Genomic DNA, 2214 nt, shown 5'->3' on the forward strand with positions numbered 1-2214 from the left:
GCGACCGCGCGTGCCGCGGCGTCCCGTCGGGGCGCGTGCCACTCCTCGTCGGGGGCGAAGTCCACGACCTCAAGCGTTTCCAGGTCGGCCACCGTCTCGTTGAGCGCTTCCTCGGCGACGGTCGCACGCGTGCGCCACTCGGCAGACTCGCGATCGCGGCCCAGGTCGATGAGGACCTCGGCGTAGGCGTTGAAGAGCTCCGGGCTCCACGAGTACGCGCGGTTCGGATCCAGCTGTGGGATCTCCAGCTCGAAGAGCGCCTGCTGGGCCTGACCCAGGTCGAGCCGGGCGCCGGACATCGCGATCGCGACGCCGACCTGCACCTCGGGAGCCAGGGACGCGATGTCCACCGAGCGGCCCGTTTCTAGCGCCCGCTCGGGGCGGCCCAGGGCGCGCTCGCAGTCGATCATGAGGGCGAGCTGCTGGTCGGAACCAGAGAGGCGACGGTACGTCCGCAGCTCGCGGAGCGCGCCGGCGTAATCGCCCGTGACATAGGACGTGATCGCCAGCGTCTCGCGGGCGACCGGGATCCGCCCCGCGCGGCGCGACGCCGAAATCGCGTGCTGATGCGCCAGCTCGGGATCGGAGTCGATCAGACGCCCCGCCATCGCCAGGTGTACGGCGACGAGGTCGGCAAGCTCCTTATCGAGCGTCTTCAGCTCGTTCCGGGCCCCGGGGTGCAGGTCCTTGGGGGTGACATCGTCCGGGAGGAAGGGATCGCGGTGCGAGGCGCGCACGGGGCGCAGCTCGTGTGCGAGGCGCTCCGCCTCGGTGAATTCGCGATCGCGGCCGCCACGGTCCGAACGCCCGTCGCCGCGGGTGCCGCCGCGCCCGATCGGACCGTTCTGACGGTCCTCGCGCGGCTTCCACTCGCGACGCTCACCGTTCGGGTTCGCGGGACGACGATCGCGGTCCTCGCGGGGCTTCCACTCGCGACGCTCGCCCGAGTTCCCGCCCTGGTACGGCTTGCGCTCGCCACCCTCGCGGGGGGTCCACTCGCGACGCTCGCCCGAGTTGCCACCCTGGTAGGGGCGGCGCTCACCGGAGTTGCCGCCCTGGTACGGCTTGCGCTCACCAGAGCCGCCCTCGCGGGGCTTCCACTCACGACGCTCACCAGAGTTCCCACCCTGATACGGCTTACGCTCACCAGAGCCGCCCTCACGGGGCTTCCACTCACGACGCTCACCAGAGTTCCCACCCTGATACGACTTCCGGTCCCCACCCTCGCGGGGGGTCCACTCGCGACGCTCGCTGGAGTTGCCGCCCTGGTACGGGCGACGCTCACCGGAGTTGCCGCCCTGGTACGGCTTACGCTCACCAGAGCCGCCCTCACGGGGCTTCCACTCACGACGCTCGCCGGAGTTGCCGCCCTGGTATGGCTTGCGCTCACCTGAGCCGCCCTCGCGGGGCTTCCACTCGCGGCGCTCGCCAGAGTTCCCACCCTGGTACGGCTTGCGCTCGCCACCCTCGCGGGGGGTCCACTCGCGACGCTCACCAGTATTGCCGCCCTGGTACGGGCGACGCTCACCGGAGTTGCCGCCCTGGTAGGGCTTGCGCTCGCCAGAACCGCCCTCACGGGGCTTCCACTCAGGGCGCTCGCCAGAGTTCCCGCCCTGGTACGGCTTGCGCTCGCCACCCTCGCGGGGGGTCCATTCGCGACGCTCGCCGGAGTTGCCGCCCTGGTATGGCTTGCGCTCACCTGAGCCGCCCTCACGGGGCTTCCACTCGCGACGCTCGCCGGAGTTGCCACCCTGGTACGGGCGACGCTCACCGGAGTTGCCGCCCTGGTACGGCTTACGCTCACCAGAGCCGCCCTCGCGGGGCTTCCACTCGCGACGCTCGCCGTTTCCGGAGTCGCCAAAGCGCCCGCCGTTCCCCCGGTCGGAGCCGCCACGAGGGCTGCCCTGACCGCCGGAACGACCGGCGCTGGTGCCGAAGCCCTGACGGCCTCGGTCTTGATGATTGCCACCGCGCTTCGGGGTGTGCGGGGGCTTCCCGTTTTCGGGTGCTCCGTCAGTCATGTTTCTCCCTTAGCGTGGTGCAAAAAACTCTCGTAAAAAACAGTTATGGCCGCAAGTGTTTGGGTGTATCGGCTCGCCATCACTGGCGTGCCCCACAAACACTTACGACCATAACTTCAAAAGAAGTCCGGCGGTGACCTACTCTCCCACACCCTCCCGAGTGCAGTACCATCGGCGCAGAGAGCCTTAGCTT

1 protein-coding gene is annotated in these 2214 nt (G+C 69.7%); it reads right to left on the reverse strand.

The annotated features are described in order from the left end of the window. On the reverse strand, window positions 1-2021 hold a 2021-nt coding region (locus OOT08_RS04120; RefSeq protein ID WP_325091256.1), incomplete at its 3' end, for a hypothetical protein. Between the last annotated feature and the right edge of the window lie 193 nt (window positions 2022-2214).

It is taken from the genome of Leucobacter sp. M11 (assembly GCF_035726885.1).
Taxonomy (GTDB): Bacteria; Actinomycetota; Actinomycetes; order Actinomycetales; family Microbacteriaceae; genus JAPFRB01.